Genomic DNA, 20,932 nt, shown 5'->3' with positions numbered 1-20,932 from the left:
TATAATGAGATTGAGAAGAAAGGTGGGATTGAATGATCAAATATGTAGCACTACTCAGAGGCATTAATGTAGGTGGACATAATAAAATAAAAACGGCTGACTTAAGGGAAGCTCTTATACCACTAGGACTACAAAACATTCGCACATATATACAAAGTGGAAATATTCTGTTTGAATCGAGTGAATCAGAAGAATTCTTGCACAAGCAAATTCAAGAAACGATCCAAACCGTATTTGGTATAACGAGTACAGTGATGATGAGATCCGCCGAAGAACTTCAGCATATCGTGAACAACTGTCCATTTTCTCAGCAAGACATTGCTGATGCAAGTGCCACTGCAATAGGGGAAAGCCTCCATGTGGCATTCCTATCAGCCGCTCCTACTGAAAAAAATGGGGATAAGTTATTATCATATGCAAATGATAAAGAGCGTTGTGTCATTATTGGTAGAGAAGTTTATCTTTTATTCTCCGATAGCATCCGTAATGCTAAGCTCAACCAACAATTGCCCAAGCTTGAGGTGCCAGCAACAGTTCGCAATTGGAAAACAATGATGAAGCTTGCCACAATGATTGATTCATGAGGTGCTGAGATGAGGCGAAATCAATTAAGTTTTTTTATTTATCCTTTTGTCTATTTCATTGTAAGAACGATTAATCAATGGAGAAAACAAGAATCTATTACATGGGGAGAAAATGCAACGATGATGATGATAACGATCGTCATTATCTATCTCTTTATTTTGTTGTGGAATTGGGCAAAAAAGCCGTATCAATGGGGGAAGAATAATAAAAAGAGAGCATAATTCCAATTTCCTATTCAATTGGAATTATGCTCTCTTTTTGATTTACAAATAGTAGTTTGTGCGATTAATCATTTATTTTTGCACCTGTTCAAATATATACTGTTGTATTTTATGAGCAAGTTCAATCGCACTTTTATCCTTATCGCTTTTTAAAGTCCAGTTTATATGTACCATCGCATTTGCAGTATACAGTTGAGCCAGATAATCAATAGAGACATTCGGCTCGCTTAGTTTTTCGTTCAAATAAGAAAAACAGGCTTGGTATAAAATCGTCTCTAATTCTACACGCAAATCGGCTAAAGGAACATGAACATTTAACAGTGTAGCAATCTCTGTCTTATTTGCAGCAGTTTTGTCCAGAATCATTTCAATTACTTGAGCAACATACCATTTGTGTCATTTTTATTGTTAAGGTGATCCAATATTAGAAAATGGTCTTTCTCAGCATCCTTTTTCTCTGTAATTTAAAGCATAAAAAAAGCTGAAGCGAAGATTCGCTACAGCCTTGAATTGGTTGACCCTCTGAGGTTTTCCTAAGTATTATAGCATAACTACTTATACTTTGTATAGATGGGGAAGGATGAGATGTTCGTATTGCAACAATTAAATCAATCTTTGTAACTGCTTCTTCATGATCTCTTGATATTGCAGCCTGCATTTTCTACTCAACATGATGGCAGTGATATCGAAAGTACTCCTCATAATGTTGTTCATGGTTAGCATAATAATTTTTCAAGAAGTCTACTGTCGGTTGATAATGTTTAACAATATGTGTGACTGTATCGAAAATCATCATACAAAAACCTCCACTGTTTAAGTTTGAACAGACAAAAAGGATGAAATCATACTACCAAATCCACTCAAATCTTTATCTTCTCTTTAAAATATCCTCTAATACTTATTTAAATTTCTCTGGTTGGGCTACTTTGATGGATGTAGCTTCACCACATTTTTTACAAAACGTTAAAATAAGCGGAGATCCAGTAGCCATGATTGAACCGATAGGTCGTACATTTCCTTCACTCGTTAGACTGCCAATTTGTCCGGAAGAAAAAGTATCATTTCCACAAGCTTGGCAAATCAATTTATTGTTTTCCATATAATCACCTCGTTATGTAATATATGTAAATGTTAACATAGAAAAGCTATATTTTGCATTCAATTCACTAGTCTTTTTAGTTTAAAAATAAATAGTTTAATGTTAAACTATTTTACAGAGAAGAAAGAGTTAGTTGTTCTTTTTTGTAATGAGGAGGAATTGAAAATGAATCGAGTAAAAAATAAAGTAGCGTTAGTAACTGGTGGCGCATCAGGGATTGGTTTATCAGCAGCAACATTATTAGCAAAAGAAGGCGCAAAAGTGGTTATTGCTGATTTCAATATAGAGGGTGCTAAAGAAGCAGCAGACACTTTGGTCCAAGAAGGGTACGAGGCTGCAGCGATTTTCCTGGATGCAGGAGATGCTTCTTCTATTGAAGCAGCGGTAAACTTCACGGTGGATCAATACGGCACATTAACTGTATTGTTTAACAATGTTGGTCTAACTAACTTACAGAAGGATTTGGATGTAGTGAATATTGACTTAGATGAATGGGATCGTTTAGTCAATGTGAACTTAAAATCAATATTACTTGGAAGTCGTTTTGCGATTCCACACATGCAAAAAGCAGGTGGGGGCTCCATCATTAACACAGCTTCCATGGCTGCATTCGCTAGTGATCAAATACGTACAGCTTATGGTGCCACAAAAGCAGGTGTGGTGAATATGACTAAAAACATCGCCACACAATATGGGAAAGATAACATTCGCTGTAATGCTGTCGCACCAGGTCTCATTTTAACGCCTGCAGCGAAAAACAATATGCCAGATGAAATGCTTGCGATCTATTCTAAATTTAATGCTCTACCATACCATGGAGAAGCAGATGATATTGGTTACGCAGTAGTATTTTTAGCCTCTGATGAAGCGAAATTTATGACTGGTCAAACACTGCAAATTGAAGGTGGACATTATTTGGCAAATCCAACGATTGCTGATACTAATAACTGGTTAGCCACTTTATAATTTAATACTTCAGAAAAGAGGTTGTCTCACAATGGACAACCTCTTTTCATCTGTTGTTAAAGGTAAATGTTATATTTGGTGCTTGCCCTAATTCTTGATATAGTTAATATAAGAACAATTATTCGGTAATTTTTGTTGAAGGTAAATTGCCACACAAAAAAACCAAGTCTACAAATAGGTTGACGCTATGCTGACACATCATCTTCTGTTAGTGGCCAACTAATTAATGAATTGCAAGAAACCAGTTTTAAAATGATTTTAGTGACCTCGATGTGAACAAGTTTTGTTGTGAAAACTAGAGTTGAAAAAATCATTGGCTCCTAAACAATCCTCTTGTAACAGACGATTAGAGAACAAAAAACTTGTATAAATGGGGGAACAATAATTTTGAAAAAGTTTCGTGGAAAAAAGCGTTATTTCCGTAACTTATGGGGAGAAGTAATAGCAGAGCAATATGATTTAGACTTTGGCAAAGAGGGTTGGTTTGATTTGTGGCACACCCATCTTGATTTTTACGGTCATGGGAATAATAGTTTGAAAATACGAAGAGAGCATATAAAAGCACATATAGCTTTATATAACAGTTTCTTAGAGAAGCTCAGAACAATCGAAAAACCATATCAATTGTGGATTGAGTTAGTTGATGAAGACGCTAGTTTCGATTCCGTTTATATTCATACGCCCAATCCTAATGAGGACAACTTTCCACTGAAAATAGAAAATATAAACTGGGATAGTCCTGTCCCAGAGTATTTCAAGGATTTAATAAACCTGAACGAATTTCATGTAGGACACTATAAGTGGGAATCAAATAACAACTATCTTAATCCAGTCTATAAGTAATGGGGTTAAATTGTAAGATTTGTTACTTAATATGAATAAGGAAACCCGCAAAAATTAGGTTTCCCTCAAATTTTATCAAAAAAGTCAATAAATAGTGCCTTATAGATTTGTTTACATTTGCGGGGCTTTCAACCCAAACTGTGCCCACTCTTCTTTGGCTGGACCGTAAATGCCTGGAACAGTTAACCCAGCTTGACGCATTAGAACAGTCATTTGTCCACGATGATGGCTTTGGTGCTGCAATAAAAATAATAAGAGGGAGCCGTTTGGGATGGATTGACCAATAAATTCAATCGTTTCATGCATCGTCTGGTCAGTCCATTGTGTTTTTAATGCTTCTACAAATGTCTGGCTCGCTTGACGATAGCTATCCGCGATAAATTGAGCAGAAGTGGGAACAGGAAAATCTTCTGCTGGCGCTTCGAACGTTAAGTTGGTATTAGCCGAAATAATTCGAATGGCCGTGACAGTATGCCAAGCTATGCGTCCTAAAGTCCAATTTTCAGTAGTTACTTCCTGATGAAGCGATTCATCCGTAAGTTGATTGAGTAATTTCTGCGTAGCAGTAGCTTCAAATGTCCAAGATTGTAAAAAATGCTCTACTGTTTGAAACATAAAAACCCTCCCAAAAATAAAGTCTTTCATCCAATTATATACATTTTTATGCTTATAGGATTATTATTTTATAAATTATGTTCCCAAAAGAAAAACAAAATAAAGTACGCAATAAATAGTAAGTGCGATGGAAGTAACGATATACATAGTCCATTCCCCAATCGTTAGTTTTCTTTTCCACCTCGTTAATTTAAGCTGTCTCCGATACACCATAGCAGAAATAAGAATCAATAAAAATGATAGTTCCTTTAAGGACCCTAAAAAGGTTATCAAATCATCAGCTCCTTCAGGCTGTAGCAATATATGAGCCAAGCTGTATTGACATGACAAGAAAAATTCGTGACATTCGCCAGAGTCTGAAGCAAGAAAAGTGCGCCTCTATACAAGATAGAAACGCACTTACTTTTAGTCTTCTCGAATGACCATAAATACACCACTAAAAATGAATAGGGAGCCTAGCCAAAACGAAAGACCAATTGTCTCATCTAAAAGCAGCCAGCCTAAAAATGTGCCAACAATGGGCTGAAAAAAGAAGAATAAGCCCCCGCTGGAAGCGTTCATTAGTTGAAGCCCTTTATTCCACAATAGAAACCCAACAGCTGTTGAAATAATTCCTAAATATAGCAAGCCACCCGAAATAGTTGGCTGTAAAATACTTGTTAGATCCAAATCTTTTAACCTTGGAATGACGAAAGGTGTCAATAGTATAACGGCAATCATAGATGAATAGGTTGTCACAACAATTTGTGAGTAATGACTTGGTACTTTTTTCACGAACACAGACATTAATGCCCATGTTAAGGCAGCAACCAATAAGTAGATGCCGCCTAATTGTTGGGTCACATCGATTCGACCATTGCCTACTATGACACAAACGCCAATCGTTGCAAGAACAATGGACAAGCATTTTTTCATCGTAATGTTTTCTTTCAATATCAAACGGGCAAAGACAACCATAAATGCAGGTGTCGTGGCTGTAATAATCGCCCCCATCTGAGCAGTGGAAAGCATTGTGCCCATTTCCTGTGTAACAATCGAAAGGGTATTCCCAATGAGTCCAATAAGAAAAATAAACAGCCAATCTTTTTTGGCAATTTTCCAAGATTGCTTCATGGCGATGCCAATCAAGCCAAGTGCTAAGACTGCAATCATATAACGAATCCAAACAAGCTCCAATGGTGGAACGACCTCCACCACTACTTTGACAACTACATACATAGCGCCCCAAATACTCGCAGCAAGCGATAAAAAGATGGCGCCGAATACTTTATTTCTCATATTTTTTCCTCCGTTTTCATAGTCACCTATGTCCTTAACGGAGAAAAGCGCTTCTACCGTTAAGGAAGAAGAAGTGTTGGAACGTCCTGTTCAAATAATGGAGCAAACATCATTTTTATCACACCATCCTATTGATATTTTTTATCAGTATAAAAGAAAAGTCATTGCTTTCATAGAGGCTATTCAAGTGAGCTATAGGTAAAAATCCGTATGCAATAGCAACGCTAAATTCGAGCCGTTCTAAACAATGCTACAACACTAAAAATAAAACCTGTCAATCCGCAAATGAAGAAAATATAGGCTACTAGTAGGGACATAGATTCTAGGTTGTTGGTAAAGATTCTATAAGCTCCAAATAAAAATAATACCAAAGCACTAACTAAGCTAATCAATGTTCTAATAGTCATAAAAATCACCCCTGAAATATGGATTATTTAAATGGTAACATACTATGAATTGTTGGCAACTTAATATTCGGAAAAGAGGTCTTCATGCTAAATAGATTCCGCATTTTGTGCCTCATTTATAAAAATAGAAGCCTTTGGAAAAAAGGCTTCTTGTTTGTTCTGATAGGGGATAGACAACCTATAAAAAATAATAAAAGAGTAAGGGAACCAATAAAACGAAAATGGAGCCTACGCCAAAAACAGAAATTACTTTGATCATGTCATTTTTCAAGAAAACACCACCTTAAGTAAACTTTCCATATGCTTAGAAAATGAATTTTGTTTGACTGATTTTAATCAATCAAAGGCGCCCTTTTCAATACCATTTTACTAAAAATAGAAGCTAGCACTTGTTGAAACAACATACCGAAAACGACAGGCATCGCTACTTTGCCTGGGAAATATGTTGTGGCAACAATAACGCCAACGGCAATATTTCTCATGCCTCCAGTATAGACAAAGGTAGCCATATATGAATAATCTTTTAGCAAATAGCGTCCTATGAAAAAGGCGAAAACATAGCCTGATACAGCAATCAGAAACACTAACAGTATAACGAACAGTAGATGTAAATTGAAATCTTTTAAGTATGGAGAGATTGCACTACTATTAATCATAATAACTGCAAATAAACACAGCTTTGAAAATGGCGCAAGCTTCTTGCCGATTTTCTTGGGTACTTCACCTTTTGAAAGTTCATTCACCAATATACCTAAAATAGTAGGTAAGACAATCATTAAGATTAAATTAAGTATAAGTGATGCAACATCTAATTCAATTTTTTCACCTGATACGATGAAGAGTATTAAAGGTAAGATGAATGGAGATAGTAGCGTATCAATTAAAATAATCGACAAGCCTAACGGTAAGTTTCCTTTGCAAATATTTATCCAAATAACACTTGTAACGCCTGTTGGAAGTGCCACCGCTAGAACAAAGCCAACAGTTAACAAATGGTCGTCAAAAATAACAGTGGATAAGAAGTAAGCCCATAAAGGCATTAATAGGTGAAGAAAAATAATGGAGAAGATAATAAGCCCTGGATGCTTCACAAAGATTTTTACATCTTTAAATTTCATATTTAAGCTTCCTGAAAATGTCATGAATGCAAATAGCCATGATACGAGGAATAATAAATTTTGTCCAATGCTTTCTAATAATACACCTAAAACTAAACTTAATGGTGTCAAGATCGCAATGTATTTTTGGAGAAATACATTTAATTTTTCTAACATGAAAAGACCTTCTTTTTTATCTGATTTTATAACTTTATTATAATAGTAGCTGCCGCATAATAGGCGTATTTACAACAAAAAAGCAGAAGGTTCACTTCTGCTTGATGACTAACGTTGTAAATGGAGAATGGGATAGAGGCGACCTTGACCATCTGTTGGAGATTCACTGACAATGGAGAATCCATTTTTTAAGTAAAATATTTTTGCCTGTTCATTGTCTTTATTGACATCAACAGATTGGATATCAAAATTTTGGATTAGTTGTTGAATAATTTGCTTGCCGTATCCTTTTCCAATTTCACGAGGATCTAAAAATAACATTTCTAAGTGATGATTATGGTAAGCTGAGAACCCAATAAAAGCTGTATCCAAATACCAAAGTTGTACATCCAGATGGGGGAAATACGCAGGGATTTCCTTTTTTATGGCCTGTAAATCTTCTAACTTTAAAAAATCATGTGTTGCTAATACGGATTGTTCCCAAAGGTTTAAAATATCTTCATAGTCATGACTAGTGGCTTGTCTCATTTGCATAATTATCATAGCTCCTTTATTTTTTATCACGCTCCTTTCCTTGTCTTATTTTATGATCTTCATGACATAGCTCCAGGACATATACAGTAACATGTTTTCACTTCATTTCAATAATACTTTTTTCTAGATTATAGCAGATTATGAAAGAAAACAGCCCTTCAAAATTGAAAGGGCTGCTCGTGGGGGGCATTGTTGTAAAATTTCGTATTAATGTGGAGCTTTTGTTTGAAGCAATTTCAGCCCCATATAAATAAATAACATTCCTGTTACCTTATTCAGAAGGCGTCCAAACTTTTGATTGCCCCGTAATTTTGACGTCACATACGAGGAGAAGTAAGCAACAAATAAACACCATACCAGTCCTGTTGCTGTAAAAGTAAGGCCTAAAATGAGGAACGGAATGGGTCCTGATACGTGAACATCTATGAATTGCGGAAGAAACGCAATAAAAAATAAAGAAACCTTTGGGTTCGTCAGACTTGTGAAAAGTCCCTGTATATAAATTCTTCTTAAGTTTAATGGCCCCGAAGATGCCTCTAAATCGACATTTGACTGATCAAGTATCATCTTTATTCCTAGATAAGCGAGGTAAATCACACCGATTATCTTAATGGCCGTAAATAATAGAATAGATTTTGTCAGGATTAGTGATAATCCAAAAGAAACCAATAACGTATGCACTAAAGAACCAGTGATAATACCAAACACAGAATATACACCAGCTCTTTTTCCTTGAGCAATGCTTCTACCAATAATATACATGGTGTCCGCACCTGGAATTAGATTCAGTAAAATCCCAGTTAATAAAAACATTTCATAATTAATAATACCAAACATTTAAGCACCTCTATCTCTTTTTGGGGTGCCCTTATTGATACTAAAGGAAATGAATAAAAAATAAAAGGATTTTTTTATTGAAAGAATTTTTGCAAGTCGATTTTCTAAAGGAGAAAGAGCCAGGGAATTTATCGAGTATTTACATGTCTTTTATCAGCTTCATTAGCAAATGGAATCCATACAATTCCCACGATAAACAACATATTGCCCGTCCATCTTATCCATAGATAATAGGGATGGTCTTTTAAAAAGAACAGCGAAGTAAGGATAATAATCATTCCAATCCCAATCATCAACTTTAAATATATCGAAATTTTTGACATGCATATACCTCCTTCATTATTTCTATGCTAGATGGAATCCTACATATAAACAAACTATTTGAATTTATGGCGTTGCTATCGAGAGGGGGAGCAATGTGAAACACGAAGTAGCTCCAAAAATAACAGAGGTACTTCTTGACTCATTGATTCTGTCTTAATTTTTTACTACTTCTTTTCGTTTAAAAATAACAACGAGGATATTTAATAGAATCGTACTAACTAATAATATTTGGACCGCAAGTACGGAACTACTTGTGATATCCATAAGAGCACTCCAATCCTCAATCTTAACGAGATGAAAATTATAAAATAACTGGAAACTTATCGAAATAGCACAAGCACTTAGACTTAGCGTGCTAATCATTAATCTATGATTTTGGATTTGTTTTGAATTACTTGCAAGACTAACAATTGGTAATGATATTGCTAATAATCCTAGGACAAGGCTTCCAACATTGAGCATACCAACCATTGAACATCTCCCCCTTTTTAACTTAAGAACGAAAGTAGTATGGGGAATGTTTCAATATATTGTAAATTTTATTTTACTGAACCTTCCAAATAACTTATGTAAGTCATGTAAAACATATGAAGGGTCACTTTGGTGAGGAGTGACCCTAAGTAACAAATCAGGAGGTTGTTAAACTAGTTTAGCTTAACACTACTATATATATGTTGAGTTCACTTAGTATAGCTAGTTGATTGCCTCTTCATTATTAGAAATTTTAAAAAACTATATGGTAAAAGCAAGGAGGTTGAAGTGACCCTGAGCAGAAGCGTTATGAGAGTTTATTAGGGTTTATTTAATAAAATCTTATTTTTAGCATAAAGGAAAGTTGAAGGTTATTTTAGGATACTTATTTTCAGTAAAAATCTGTAATACCAATACAAAAATGAATAAGGAAGTAAATAGGAGAGAAAGGTAAGATAAATATTCCACCCGTTTCGGTACGTTACTCTTTCAAAAAAACAAATACTAATTCTAAAAAAGTGGTGAGCAAGGTCATTAAAACTAGAACGAAATAAGGTTTGTTCGTTTTTTTTATGAAAAAAACACAGTAACAAGCTAGCACAGGATAAATTCCTACATCAAAAGGTATTGAAGCGAAACTTCTTTGAGTAGGAAACGGTAGCACCTCCCAAAAGTCAAAATAAAATCCGAGTTTATTTATGAGAGAGGCAACGACGCTAAAAAAAGGAGCGAACAAAAAAAATAACATTTTATCTTTTTTGTAAAGATGCATGATACAGATCATCCAAAAAAGTAGATGTAAAATCATTACTTTCCCTTTCATTTTATTAATTAATATCTACATAATCTCTATTTTTAAACGCTGTAAGTTATACTGATTAGCCTGAGGGAAAAAAATAATAAAGTTTCACGATAATGGGTGTTATGATTAAAGATTTTCTAAATGCAATACGAGTTTTCTTAATAGGGTTCTGAATTTAACAATACCTAACATAATTGGGGATAGAATAACTAATCAAGGTTGAAACTAATGGAGCTGGGAGTTGATGTAATGAGCGGAAGGGATAAACGAAATAGACTAAGCGAAGAAGCAGATAAAAGTGGACTGTCGTTATTAAAGTCATGGATCAGATAATGGAAGTCCTGTTTTGTTAGCGGAAATTACGGGTAATTTTAAACGAGGTACCGAAAAATTGGGTAAACATATTACATGGCATTAAGATAAATGAATGATGTAAATGATTTTTTCGATATAATAATTATGCAAATCTAGTATCGAAAAGTTATATTGTTTTTTCCTTTTTAAGGTAGAAACGAAGAGGGTAATCAGGATTTTTCATACTTAGACATCCATTTATAAAAATACAATCAGTTGTTATGTCCAATTATAAGGGACTTTAAATTGAAAGCGAATTTTCGAATTTGAATTTTTTGTTAATTATTAGCTCGTTTTACCATTCTTGTGGTAATTCATGTTATTATATATTGGAATAATAAATATGGAGGCGGTATTATGTATTACAGCAATGGTAACTATGAAGCTTTCGCACGTCCTAAAAAACCTGAAGGAGTAGATGGAAAATCTGCTTATCTTATTGGTTCGGGTCTAGCCTCGCTTTCAGCGGCATGTTTTTTAATTCGTGATGGCCAAATGAAAGGTGAGAACATTCATATTCTTGAAGAGTTAGATATTTCAGGAGGTAGTCTTGATGGCATACTTAATCCGACAAGAGGATTTATTATTCGTGGTGGTCGAGAAATGGAAGATCATTTTGAATGCTTATGGGATTTATTCCGTTCCATTCCTTCATTAGAAATAGAAGATGCTTCTGTTTTAGATGAATTTTATTGGTTAAATAAAGAGGACCCTAATTATTCAAAATGTCGATTAATAAAAGATAGAGGTCAAAGACTTCAAGATGATGGGCAATTCACATTATCAGATCAATCATCAGAAGAAATGATTAGATTATTCTTCACGCCTGAGGAAAAATTAGAGGATAAAAAAATCACAGATGTTTTCTCGGAAGAATTTTTTGAATCGAATTTTTGGCTCTATTGGTCCACTATGTTTGCATTTGAAAAATGGCATTCTGCTATGGAAATGCGTCGTTATATTATGCGTTTCATTCACCATATTGGTGGGTTACCAGATCTATCTGCATTGAAATTTACAAAGTATAACCAGTATGAATCGTTAGTGCTACCTATGATTAAATATTTAGAAAGTCATCAAGTTGATTTTCAATTTAATACGGTTGTGGAGAATGTTTTGGTGGATAATGTGGGAGACAAAAAAGTAGCTCATACGTTAGTTTTAAGAAAAAATGGTATGAAAAAGAATATTGAGCTAACAGAAAATGAATTAGTGTTTGTGACAAATGGTAGTATCACGGAGAGTACAACATACGGTGATAATAATACGCCAGCTCCTATTAGCAATGATTTAGGAGGAAGCTGGTCACTGTGGAAAAACATCGCTGCCCAAGATACTGACTTTGGACGACCAGAAAAATTCTGTGATAATCTTCCAGAAGAAAGCTGGTTTGTTTCAGCAACTCTTACGACATTAGACGATCGTGTGGCTCCTTATATTGAAAAAATTAGTAAAAGGGATCCATATGCCGGCAAGGTCGTGACAGGAGGGATTGTCACAGCTACAGATTCTAGTTGGATGCTAAGCTATACGTTAAATCGACAACCTCACTTTAAAAATCAGCCAAAAGACCAATTAGTTGTTTGGATTTATGGCTTACTATCAAATAAACCAGGTGATTTTATTAAAAAAAGTATCACGGAATGCACGGGTATTGAGATAGCACAAGAGTGGTTGTACCATATGGGTGTACCGGTTGATGAAATTCCAGATATCGCGCAAAATTCTTGTAATACCATTCCATGTTATATGCCTTATATCACTTCTTACTTCATGCCAAGAGCAATGGGGGATCGTCCATTAGTTGTGCCAGATGGATCTACTAATTTAGCCTTCATTGGAAACTTTAGTGAAACAGCAAGAGATACAGTTTTTACTACGGAATATTCCGTGAGAACAGCGATGGAGGCCGTGTATCAATTATTAAATATTGATCGAGGAGTACCAGAAGTATTTGCATCTGCCTTTGATGTTCGCACTTTATTGGCTTCAACTGCACGCTTACTAGATGGCAAAAAGTTAACAGATATCGATGCGCCATTTATCTTAAAACAAATTGGTAAATTAGGTATTCACAAAACAAAAGATACGGTCATTTACGATTTGCTGAAAGAAAGTAAATTAATATAGACATGTGATAATGGTTGAAATCAGCTCACTCAATAGACAAAGTCTTGAATTGGACTTTGTCTATTTTTTATGAACGCACATATATCTCAATCCTAGAAAGAATTAACGGGATTAAATAAAACTATTAGTTTTAGTAAAAATATGATATATTGGACGCGAATAATTAAAAAATTATTAGATGGAAGAGTGGGAAATATGAAAAAACTAGTTATTTGTTTACTAGCGCTGGTAGTAGTATAACAGGTAGGTTCTGTCAATAGTACTGCCTATGCCAGTGAAAAAGATTATGAAATCTACAATGGTAAAGTCGTGAATGCTAGACTTCATGCACCTATACGAGCTGTAGGTGACAAGATAAAGGCACAGGTAAATTGGGATAATGCTACAAAAACGGCTACTGTCATCACGGACAAGACTGTGATGAAAATGACACTTGGCTCAAAGGTATTAAAGGTCAATAATGATCAAATCCAAATGGATGTCTCGTTACTTTTAGAAAATGGAAGCATTTTTTTACCAATTAGATTTATCGGTGATGCATTAGGGCATAGTACTTATTGGAATAAAAATGCTCGGATGGCTAGTTCCTATTCAGAGCAAAATCGGTTCGTTGTTTATGCACAACCTCTTTTTTATCGGGATGGCTATAAGCTACTAGATGAAGCGATTAACAAAGTAAAAAATTTATCCAATGTTGCTCAAAAAAGACAATACTTAAAGCCGTACTTTACTGATGAAATGATTAATTTAATTATTATGAGAAACGTAACCTATACGGATTTGTCTCAATATACAACAAGTTATAATTATTCTTATCCAAAAGAGACAAATATGTATATCTATCGTAGCGAGCGTATACCTGATCAATCTAATTACATTTCTCAGCAAATTTTAATAACGAAGAGAAATAATCAATGGGTAATAGGTTCTTTCAGCGAAGATATTTATGAACCGATGCCATAAAACGAAATAAACACCAAAAAAGTCGCCTCATCATATAGGCGACTTTTTGATTATATTCATCTGAAGGATGGTGCACAAGCTTTTGTGAAAAATTGTTAGCCCAACAAAGCTTGGGAGGAGCTGAATTGAATAGCTCTTTTTCTCTATAATTCAAAGCGCATGGTATGGTTCATATCCTTAAACCCATGTTTTTCATATAAAGCGATGGCACCTTTATTTCCAGACAAAACGTTTAGCTCCAAGTAATCTAAGTTGCGATAATCAGCCCACTTCTTCGCTTCTAACAGTAAGGCAGATCCAATCCCTTGGCTTTGGTATCGCTTTCCAACTATCACATCAATCAGAAAAGCATATTTGTGTTCAACCAAGCAAGTATAGGGAGGAGTCGCCATTTCCTTTAAAAGTAAAAAGCCAACAATTTTATGATCTATTTCAGCGATTAAAATATCAGAATCCTCTTCAATGATTGTATAGCGAATAAAATTTACATCTTGTTTAGCAGGTCTGATATATTTAGGTTGTAGAATGGACATATCTGAAAAAAGCTCTTGGTATAGCACCTCGATTTGCGGAATGGCATCGAGTGTGGCGATTTTTATTTCCATAGTAGTATACCTCCAGTATGTTTTAGCGCTATGTAATATTTTACATTATTGGATGAATAATAGAAAGGGGAGAGGCCATGAGATTATGGCATGTGGATTTAATAGCGTTTTTACCAAAAGGACAACTACTTTCACAATGGCGAGAGTTAAACAGCATATTTGCCAAGGAAGATAAGCATATACTCATTAATTATATATACGAGTATCCTAAAGACGACTTGTTTATTTATACGGAAAAGGTCATTGGGGAAATGAAGAAGCGTGGCTATCAAATTAGAGCATATGAAAAAATGAATAAATACTTTGAAGATTTAGGGCCAGTCCAAGGAAGGTCACCCTTCAAACATCATCATAACGGCGAATATCTTGACATTTGTTTTTATAATTTAAAGGAGAAATTTATACGTGGTCAGAAAGATTATGAAGAGGACTTGTATCATCAATTATGTAAGTTTGTGAATAGTAATCATTAATAAGATAGGAAAGGTGGAATTTTCATGCCACAGGCAATTATTTTTGATGTAGACGGGACGATTTTAGATACAGAACAGGCGATTTTACAGTCACTGCAAAGAACTTTACGTGAAGAAACCCAAAAAGACTATCCTTTTGAGGAATTGCGATTTGCCCTCGGAATTCCGGGGAAAGACACATTACAACGACTAAACGTCGACGATATTGAGACTGTTCATCAAAAATGGTCTGCAGCCGTTCTTGATTTTTCACATGAAGTTTCAATCTTTGCCAATCTTGAAGCGGTTATTCAAACTTTAGCAAGAAAACCATTAAAGCTGGGCATTGTCACATCGAAAACAAGTCAAGAAGTAACAGATGAGTTTGATCCTTTTGGGATCAGTGATTATTTCAAGCAGATTATTAGTGCCAGTGATACTAAGAAACATAAACCTCACCCAGAGCCTCTGTTAGCATGTCTGGAATTATTGCAGGTTGCCCCAGAAGATGCGATTTATATTGGAGATTCTATATATGATCTGCAATGTGCAAAACAAGCAGGAGCGAAATTTGCCCTTGCCCTATGGGGTGCCAAAACGACTAAGGGCTTTGAAGAGGCGGATTATGTATTACAGGAACCGACGGATATTTTGACCCTCATTTAGAAAAAAGGTGTATCACCTAAGTGATACACCTTCAAACATTAATCCCAAATATTCGATATCGTTACTTTCGCAGATCGTAAATAATCGAGTAATTGGCCAGTATGAACTGACTCATGATAGGCAATCCTCAGCAACATATCACCTAATTTCCTTATGTATTCTACATCTGATCGGTCAATTTGTATATTTGTTAAATCCTCATTAGCGAATGATTGAATTGTTTCGATAAATTCTTGTCTAAAAGGCTCTGCTAATAATAATTCTGGTTCTAGTGTGGCGTATGGCTGATTTTCAAATGGCGATTCATAATCAGGGAGATTCCCTTTATTTTTAATCGCCAGATGGTAATAATGTTCGGTCGGAAGTTATTTCTACTAATTCAAAGGACGATTTTTCAATTGTTTAGTTAAAAAATCGATAAACTTTGCTCGCGCTTGTTTTTTCTTTATAATTCGATGCACACGCCAATCACTTTGAAGATATTTTCTGACGTGGCGATTTGCAAAAAATAATCTGCGGTACCGATCATGTCGGTAGATCTGTTCAAACCAGTCATACTGCCGCAACCTTTCAATATTGTGATCGATTTTGCTTGTATGTAAAGTGGTTCGACCATTAAATGCATCTGATAAAATTTCTAAAATAAAGTCTAACATGGACTCACACCTTTTATTTGAATACTCCTATACTAATTAATAGGGGTGGGTGATTCAATGTCCGAAAAATGGAAGAGGCACTCGATGAAAGTGCCTCGCAGTAACAAATCAGGAGATGCCTTGTTAAACGAATTTCGCTTAACATTACTATTTATATGATAGGGTAACTTAGTTTTATAGACCATCGTAATGGTTTCACAATAAAAACTTGGATCTTTTTAAAAGGAGGGGTATCTTTGAAAAAATGGTTGATAGTAATGGTGCTGATTCTATTAGCAGCTTGTCAAAACCAGGAAAAAAATGGTATAGCTGAACCTGTGCTGAACTGGGAAGGATACAATTATATTGTGACAAATGAACCGTTAAATCCGTTTGACATTGCCGAAGAAATTGGGAAAATTGAGGTCCAAAAAAATGAGCTACCTTCTAACCACCAAGAAGGCTATAAACTTCAACGGGGAACGTCTATATACAAAATAAAAAACAAGGACATAACAAATGATATTGATAGTGTTATGGCTGTAGAGATAGCAGGAGAATATAAAGTAGCTAGAATGTTAATGAACAATCAATAAACTAGGTACTCATTATTTATGAGTACCTAGTTTTTTGTATGAACGAGGATGAAATTGTCTATGTAATAAGTGGGTACCCATGAAAATGCTGCTGACACCTATAATTCTTAATAAAACATTTTTGAGGAATAGCGTGTCGTCAACTGTAATAACGATTAATATGAGACCAATTGTTAGTAAAGCGGCTCCAATGACTCCCTTTATAATTCTCATTAAGAAATTGGATTTAAAACGTTGCAAAGCCGAATCGCTCCTTTCAGAAGAGCAAAAGGGTCACCAGGCTGGTATAAGTGACCCTTTCATTATTTTATTTTGAAGGGATATTTTTTATCAAGGTGCTAATGGGATAAATTAGTATCCTCTACTCATAAAAGTAGCGCCAACGATAATCAAAAGAATGAAAAGAACAACGATTAACACGAAAGTTGAACCGTTATAGTTATTGCCATAGTCGCCGCCATAATAACAGCCGTTGTTCATATTACCTACATTTCCTACATTTCCGTATCCGTATCCCATTGAAAATCCCTCCTTTCTACACCCTATAATATGTTGGAATGGCAGAGAGAGAAATGTTATTTACCCTATACTAGTCGATTTATTTTCAAGAATATCATAAATAGAGGGAAATTCCATTATTTGTCGAATGTCTAAGGGGGAAAAGAGGGTTTTTATGAAACAGGAAAAGTCACGCAAAGAATTTTAAGTCAAACATCTGGGAAAGAACTAGTAAACGACAATCGAGTCGACGATGGGGAAGTACTTGGAAAATTGATTGATGTGATCAAACAGGGTCCTGATTAATTCTTAGACAAAAAATGGGCAATGTTTTTAGAAACAGTTTTACGTCCAGATTATTATGTAGATTGTGAACGATGTAAGGTATTGGGTAATATTCTATGTGTTAATATTTCTCAAGAAGAACCAATGATGATTACTTCATCATTTTTACATCCTTGCTGATCTTCGATTTTTAAACGATTTATGGAAGTGATACGGGAATTCGCATTTTACTTTATTACAATAGGAAATAGCCTAGGTCTATCGATTCTTCAGGCACTATGAAAAATTATGAATCGAAGTACATAGAGTGAGGAATGAAATATGATAAAATATTAACATTAGCATTTATGTTGGAGGGATGATATTGAAAGCAGAAAAAAGTTTAAGGTTTTGTGAAAAAGGACATAAATTTTACAAAAGCACGGACTGTCCAAGTTGCCCTATCTGTGATAAGGAAAATAAACCGACTAGTGGTTTCCTTTCAACACTCAGTTCCCCCGCAAGAAATGCCTTAGTTCGTGAGGGGATTGATACCTTGCAAGAACTAGCCAACTATACCGAAAAAGACATATTAAAAATTCATGGAATTGGACCAGCCTCCATACCAAGTATGAGATCTTCATTGGAAGAAGTCGGGTTATCATTTAAAGAATAAAAGATTTTATAGTGAGGGAGAAAACATATATGACAAATAAAGAATTATCCGTAGAACAACGCGAGGAACTATTACAGACATTGCAAGCTCGCTTTGAGAAAAATATGAATCGCCACCAAGACCTTGAGTGGACGAAAGTACAAACTAAACTGGAAGCTAATACGGAAAAACTGTGGTCGCTCCATGAAATGGAAACAACAGGAGGAGAACCAGACGTGGTTCATTATGATTCAAAGACAGATGAATATATGTTCTATGATTGTTCAGTGGAAAGTCCAAAAGGTCGCAGAAGTGTATGTTACGACCGAGAAGCATGGGAAGCAAGAAAAAATCACAAACCAGAAACTACAGCGATGGACATGGCCACAAACATGGGCATTGAGCTTTTAACGGAAACACAATATCGAGAATTGCAGGAACTAGGGAATTTCGATTTAAAAACATCAAGCTGGATCCAAACCCCTGAAAAAATCCGAAAACTTGGCGGTGCCATCTTCTGTGACCGTCGCTACGACACAATCTTCGTGTATCACAATGGGGCAGACTCTTACTATGCTGCTAGAGGTTTTCGTGGATCGCTAAGGGTTTAGTGTTGTTTTTTTATGAATAGGATGGAAAAGAAAAAATTATTTATAGTTATTGGATTTTTAAAATTTAACCAGGTAATCAATTCTTTGGTGCCTGGTTTTTTATTGTATAATTTAATAATAATCACATAGTGTTGAATATATAAGTACTGGGCCAGCTGCAAAGATTTAAACCTATAAACGGGCTTTCACTAATGAAAAAGAACAGAAAAATGAAATTGGAATTTAAGACATGTTAACTAGAAAAAATGTTGATAGTAAAAAATTTCACTTTGTACTAGACAAATATGATTTTGTATAATATAATTAAGTTAATAAAATCAGTCGTAAAGAAGCAATGAATTCACATATTACAAAGAGTAATCGTGTTTTTTTGATACTTTTTGTAATATGTGAATTTTTCTTTAGAGATGTAAGGTTTTATTTAATACAATTAATGGAGGTCATTCAAATGACACAAGGTACAGTAAAATGGTTTAACTCAGAAAAAGGTTTTGGTTTCATCGAAGTAGAAGGCGGACAAGACGTTTTCGCTCACTTCTCAGCTATCCAAGGTGAAGGTTTCAAATCACTTGAAGAAGGCCAAAAAGTAGAATTCACTATTGAAGATGGTCAACGTGGACCACAAGCTGCAAACATCGTAAAACTTTAATATTTGCAGACTTCAATACCTTTATAGGGTAAGAAATAACCAGGCGCTCATTTATGAGTACCTGGTTTTTTTGTATATGTTAGGAGCGGTGAGTAAAGCGTTAAAATGTGTTAACAATAATATTATTCAAATTAGTGGGTAAGCATAAAACGACGCAGCGTCTAAACCATGTTGAGCTGCTGTTTGATTAAAAGAAGTTTATATTTATGACAAAAGTGGTGTGTTAACTACACAATTTCATCCATTATTGTTCAATTAATTAGAAAGTTTTCATGTTTCTGCACAGGCACTCCAATAAAATTGAGCCTGGATTTTTACATTAATTAATTAATTACTTAGTGGAATTAATTAGCTATTACTAAAAATACGATAAAATTCAATACATACAAGCCCATAAATCCAAGACCCATTTTTGATAATTTAGTTTTGATTGAAAAAGCATTTTGAAAACCTTCTTTAAAAAGATTTACAGCGAAAATAGATACTGCTATTAAAAACGATGCCATAGCAAATATTAAAGCAATTTGTTCCAATAGAAAAACCCCCTGTGTTGTTCTGTATTGTAAAATAACTAGGATATTAATTAAACCTAAAAGCAATAATACATAGCTCAAACGAATACCAAAAACTTGTCGTTCATTTATTTCAGAATGCCAGGCATCAATTATTCCCCATAGTAAATCGATAATAAGAAAGAATGACCAATCTTTTTGTTCTAATAGATCAATAATTTCATCACCATAGCGTATTCTCCAACTTCTTGGGTACAAATATATTAACCACTTCATATAAGCCCTAGCCTTTTTGCTCCGAGTGTAGTTATTGCTTGGATTTCTTTAATTTGATTACTTAAATATTCACGTCCTGTATCCGTTAGCCTATATGGTTTTTTACGATCATCTGATTCAAGTACTTGAATATAACCTGCTTTCTCTAAACGGGAGATTGCTCCATACAAAGTTCCAGCGCCTAACTTAATACCATAGTTTTTCTCGATATCCTCCATAATTGCATAGCCATGACAATCTTTTTCAGCTAGGCTAATTAAAATAAACAATGAAGGCTCTGAAAATCTATCCTTCTTCATACAATACCTCCTTTAAAAATATTACGTTTTGCGATATAACGTATAACGTAATATTAACTGTTATTTTGAATTAATACAATAATTATCCATATAAATTTAGTTTTTGTTCAATATTTTAGTTTGAAAAACTCATCTTGTCTGGGGAATCATGGTTGCTTTCGTAGTAAAGAACGGTGGTAGCAAAAAAGTTTTTAAAGGGCTATCCAAAAACTAGCCATGGTTTTAATGGTAATTACAGCTGTCCAACAAGTCTTAGCGACAGAGAGTGGAAACGTCATGTGTTATGCAATGATTTTATTTATTAGTAAGACTCAAAGTAAATAATTTTGTTATACCAAAAAAGCCCAGGTACTATACGCACTGACCTAGAAAAGTGAGACAAATAAAAACACCTTTCGTTGAAAAACGGGTATACGCACTGACCTAGAAAAGTGAGACAAATAAAAACACCTTTCGTTGAAAAACGGGTATAAGCATACCAAACAATCAACGGAGGTGTTTTTCTATGGGA

27 protein-coding genes and 1 pseudogene are annotated in these 20,932 nt (G+C 34.7%); 12 read left to right on the top strand and 16 right to left on the bottom strand.

The features are described 5' to 3' along the window. The first annotated feature begins 32 nt into the window (after positions 1-32). Both AO843_RS17265 and AO843_RS17260 read left to right on the top strand, forming a co-directional pair. A complete protein-coding gene (locus AO843_RS17265; protein WP_054612331.1) occupies positions 33-584 on the top strand; it encodes a DUF1697 domain-containing protein in 552 nt (183 codons plus the stop codon). 9 nt (positions 585-593) lie between these two features. Further along, the gene (locus tag AO843_RS17260) at positions 594-806 is read left to right on the top strand and encodes a hypothetical protein (protein WP_054612330.1); all 213 of its coding nucleotides are present in this window, start codon (positions 594-596) and stop codon (positions 804-806) included. A 72-nt stretch (positions 807-878) separates the two neighbouring features. On the opposite strand, the gene AO843_RS17255 is transcribed toward AO843_RS17260, so the two are convergent. The 3 genes from AO843_RS17255 to AO843_RS17250 form a co-directional block, all read right to left on the bottom strand. Continuing rightward, positions 879-1,172, bottom strand: a complete 294-nt coding sequence (locus tag AO843_RS17255; RefSeq protein WP_231630189.1) for a hypothetical protein — start codon at positions 1,170-1,172, stop codon at positions 879-881. Positions 1,173-1,467: 295 nt separating this feature from the next. Beyond that, on the bottom strand, positions 1,468-1,602 hold the full coding sequence (locus AO843_RS25410; protein WP_255350386.1) for a hypothetical protein: 135 nt from the start codon (positions 1,600-1,602) through the stop codon (positions 1,468-1,470). A 102-nt stretch (positions 1,603-1,704) separates the two neighbouring features. Next, entirely contained in the window at positions 1,705-1,905 is a 201-nt protein-coding gene (locus AO843_RS17250; protein WP_054612329.1) for a hypothetical protein, read from the bottom strand. Positions 1,906-2,070: 165 nt separating this feature from the next. Between AO843_RS17250 and AO843_RS17245 the strand changes: the two genes are divergently transcribed. Both AO843_RS17245 and AO843_RS17240 read left to right on the top strand, forming a co-directional pair. Continuing rightward, positions 2,071-2,871, top strand: coding sequence for an SDR family NAD(P)-dependent oxidoreductase (locus AO843_RS17245; protein ID WP_054612328.1), 801 nt, complete (start codon positions 2,071-2,073; stop codon positions 2,869-2,871). Positions 2,872-3,258: 387 nt separating this feature from the next. Then, entirely contained in the window at positions 3,259-3,714 is a 456-nt protein-coding gene (locus tag AO843_RS17240) for a hypothetical protein (RefSeq protein ID WP_054612327.1), read from the top strand. Between the two features lie 111 nt (positions 3,715-3,825). On the opposite strand, the gene AO843_RS17235 is transcribed toward AO843_RS17240, so the two are convergent. From AO843_RS17235 to AO843_RS17200, 7 genes are all read right to left on the bottom strand, one after another. Further along, entirely contained in the window at positions 3,826-4,329 is a 504-nt protein-coding gene (locus AO843_RS17235; RefSeq protein ID WP_054612326.1) for a DinB family protein, read from the bottom strand. Between the two features lie 405 nt (positions 4,330-4,734). Beyond that, on the bottom strand, positions 4,735-5,607 hold the full coding sequence (locus tag AO843_RS17230) for a DMT family transporter (protein ID WP_054612325.1): 873 nt from the start codon (positions 5,605-5,607) through the stop codon (positions 4,735-4,737). Positions 5,608-6,346: 739 nt separating this feature from the next. Then, a complete protein-coding gene (locus AO843_RS17220; RefSeq protein ID WP_054612323.1) occupies positions 6,347-7,288 on the bottom strand; it encodes a bile acid:sodium symporter family protein in 942 nt (313 codons plus the stop codon). 108 nt (positions 7,289-7,396) lie between these two features. Beyond that, positions 7,397-7,822: a GNAT family N-acetyltransferase gene (locus AO843_RS17215; RefSeq protein WP_054612322.1), complete on the bottom strand. Its 426-nt coding sequence runs from the start codon at positions 7,820-7,822 to the stop codon at positions 7,397-7,399. Between the two features lie 207 nt (positions 7,823-8,029). After that, on the bottom strand, positions 8,030-8,659 hold the full coding sequence (locus AO843_RS17210) for a LysE family translocator (RefSeq protein ID WP_054612321.1): 630 nt from the start codon (positions 8,657-8,659) through the stop codon (positions 8,030-8,032). Between the two features lie 128 nt (positions 8,660-8,787). Further along, positions 8,788-8,982, bottom strand: a complete 195-nt coding sequence (locus AO843_RS17205) for a hypothetical protein (protein WP_054612320.1) — start codon at positions 8,980-8,982, stop codon at positions 8,788-8,790. A 154-nt stretch (positions 8,983-9,136) separates the two neighbouring features. Continuing rightward, positions 9,137-9,454, bottom strand: a complete 318-nt coding sequence (locus AO843_RS17200) for a hypothetical protein (protein ID WP_054612319.1) — start codon at positions 9,452-9,454, stop codon at positions 9,137-9,139. 1,513 nt (positions 9,455-10,967) lie between these two features. Between AO843_RS17200 and AO843_RS17190 the strand changes: the two genes are divergently transcribed. Beyond that, positions 10,968-12,740 carry an oleate hydratase gene (locus tag AO843_RS17190; protein ID WP_054612317.1) on the top strand — a complete coding sequence of 591 codons (1,773 nt, stop codon included), beginning with the start codon at positions 10,968-10,970 and terminating at the stop codon, positions 12,738-12,740. Between the two features lie 309 nt (positions 12,741-13,049). Continuing rightward, positions 13,050-13,703 carry a copper amine oxidase N-terminal domain-containing protein gene (locus AO843_RS17185; protein ID WP_054612316.1) on the top strand — a complete coding sequence of 218 codons (654 nt, stop codon included), beginning with the start codon at positions 13,050-13,052 and terminating at the stop codon, positions 13,701-13,703. A 143-nt stretch (positions 13,704-13,846) separates the two neighbouring features. Here the strand turns inward: AO843_RS17185 and AO843_RS17180 are convergent, their stop codons facing one another. Further along, positions 13,847-14,308, bottom strand: a complete 462-nt coding sequence (locus tag AO843_RS17180; RefSeq protein WP_054612315.1) for a GNAT family N-acetyltransferase — start codon at positions 14,306-14,308, stop codon at positions 13,847-13,849. A 77-nt stretch (positions 14,309-14,385) separates the two neighbouring features. Between AO843_RS17180 and AO843_RS17175 the strand changes: the two genes are divergently transcribed. Then, positions 14,386-14,781: a pyrimidine dimer DNA glycosylase/endonuclease V gene (locus tag AO843_RS17175; protein WP_054612314.1), complete on the top strand. Its 396-nt coding sequence runs from the start codon at positions 14,386-14,388 to the stop codon at positions 14,779-14,781. A 24-nt stretch (positions 14,782-14,805) separates the two neighbouring features. After that, a complete protein-coding gene (locus tag AO843_RS17170) occupies positions 14,806-15,426 on the top strand; it encodes an HAD family hydrolase (protein ID WP_054612313.1) in 621 nt (206 codons plus the stop codon). 38 nt (positions 15,427-15,464) lie between these two features. Here the strand turns inward: AO843_RS17170 and AO843_RS25205 are convergent. After that, a pseudogene (locus AO843_RS25205) lies at positions 15,465-15,791 on the bottom strand (DinB family protein); the annotation flags it as partial. A gap of 9 nt (positions 15,792-15,800) precedes the next feature. After that, the gene (locus AO843_RS24885; protein ID WP_054612312.1) at positions 15,801-16,082 is read right to left on the bottom strand and encodes a hypothetical protein; all 282 of its coding nucleotides are present in this window, start codon (positions 16,080-16,082) and stop codon (positions 15,801-15,803) included. Between the two features lie 236 nt (positions 16,083-16,318). Between AO843_RS24885 and AO843_RS17160 the strand changes: the two genes are divergently transcribed. Continuing rightward, on the top strand, positions 16,319-16,657 hold the full coding sequence (locus AO843_RS17160) for a hypothetical protein (protein WP_054612311.1): 339 nt from the start codon (positions 16,319-16,321) through the stop codon (positions 16,655-16,657). A 351-nt stretch (positions 16,658-17,008) separates the two neighbouring features. On the opposite strand, the gene AO843_RS24110 is transcribed toward AO843_RS17160, so the two are convergent. Further along, positions 17,009-17,176 carry a YjcZ family sporulation protein gene (locus AO843_RS24110; RefSeq protein ID WP_082389509.1) on the bottom strand — a complete coding sequence of 56 codons (168 nt, stop codon included), beginning with the start codon at positions 17,174-17,176 and terminating at the stop codon, positions 17,009-17,011. Between the two features lie 628 nt (positions 17,177-17,804). Here AO843_RS24110 and AO843_RS17150 point away from each other — a divergent pair. The 3 genes from AO843_RS17150 to AO843_RS17140 all read left to right on the top strand — a co-directional run bounded on the left by AO843_RS17150 (position 17,805) and on the right by AO843_RS17140 (position 19,334). Beyond that, on the top strand, positions 17,805-18,095 hold the full coding sequence (locus tag AO843_RS17150) for an RNA polymerase alpha subunit C-terminal domain-containing protein (protein WP_054612309.1): 291 nt from the start codon (positions 17,805-17,807) through the stop codon (positions 18,093-18,095). 29 nt (positions 18,096-18,124) lie between these two features. Then, positions 18,125-18,685 (top strand): DUF4256 domain-containing protein, encoded by a 561-nt coding sequence (locus AO843_RS17145; RefSeq protein WP_054612308.1) that lies wholly within the window; start codon positions 18,125-18,127, stop codon positions 18,683-18,685. Between the two features lie 448 nt (positions 18,686-19,133). Beyond that, positions 19,134-19,334 carry a cold-shock protein gene (locus AO843_RS17140; RefSeq protein ID WP_008175097.1) on the top strand — a complete coding sequence of 67 codons (201 nt, stop codon included), beginning with the start codon at positions 19,134-19,136 and terminating at the stop codon, positions 19,332-19,334. Between the two features lie 344 nt (positions 19,335-19,678). On the opposite strand, the gene AO843_RS17135 is transcribed toward AO843_RS17140, so the two are convergent. Then, entirely contained in the window at positions 19,679-20,122 is a 444-nt protein-coding gene (locus tag AO843_RS17135) for a hypothetical protein (protein ID WP_054612307.1), read from the bottom strand. Continuing rightward, on the bottom strand, positions 20,119-20,421 hold the full coding sequence (locus AO843_RS17130; protein ID WP_054612306.1) for a PadR family transcriptional regulator: 303 nt from the start codon (positions 20,419-20,421) through the stop codon (positions 20,119-20,121). Before AO843_RS17130 ends, AO843_RS17135 begins: the two co-directional genes overlap by 4 nt. Positions 20,422-20,932: the final 511 nt, after the last annotated feature.

The sequence above is a fragment of the Lysinibacillus sp. ZYM-1 genome, assembly GCF_001308875.1.
Lineage (GTDB): Bacteria > Bacillota > Bacilli > Bacillales_A > Planococcaceae > Lysinibacillus.
The sequence above is the reverse complement of the archived record's forward strand: the minus strand, read 5'-3'. Positions and strand labels throughout refer to the sequence as shown.